The sequence below is a fragment of the Vibrio sp. 1069 genome (assembly GCF_033340555.1).
Map to the genome: position 1 here is coordinate 1 of NZ_JAWOWP010000477.1, position 652 is coordinate 652.

Consider the following 652-nt stretch of genomic DNA (forward strand, 5'->3'; position numbering starts at 1 on the left):
GGACAAATTGAAAAAGTAGTCAAGATCGCGTCAGACGTGACACAACAGAGGCTAGAATCAGAGCAAAAAGAAGCCATTTTGAATGCGTTAGATCTGTCTCTAGCCACGATTGAGTTCGACCGTGAAGGATACATTCTGACCGCCAACCAAAACTTCTTAAAAACCTTGGGATACGAGTTGAGCGATGTTCAAGGAAAACATCACAAACTATTTTGCTTTAACGATTTTTACCAAGAAAATCCCGGCTTTTGGAAAGATCTCGCCGCCGGCCAGTTTAAGTCCGGACAATTTTTAAGGCGTTCAGCCTCAGGTGACAAAGTGTACATTGAAGCCACTTACAACCCCATCTACGATCCGTTGGGCAACGTCATCAAAGTCGTCAAATTTGCATCTGACATCACTGATAAAGTTCAAAGGGATTTAAACATCTCTCAAGCGATAGCCGACTCTTCTTTTATCGCGAGAAATGCCAGCGAAGAAGCCACATCAAACGTCTGCGGCGCAGAACATTCTCTGAATGAGTTTCGCACCATGATTGAAGAAGTACTGAGTGCCGTCACCGCTTGTGACGATAAAGTTCAAGAGCTATTTAAAACCTCTCAGCAAGTCACTGAAATCGTCAAAGTGATCGACAGCATCGCCTCACAAACCA

1 protein-coding gene is annotated in these 652 nt (G+C 44.0%); it reads left to right on the top strand.

Annotation, left to right across the window (positions count from 1 at the left end):
* On the top strand, positions 1-652 hold a 652-nt coding region (locus R7040_RS27250; protein ID WP_318097716.1), incomplete at both ends, for a PAS domain S-box protein.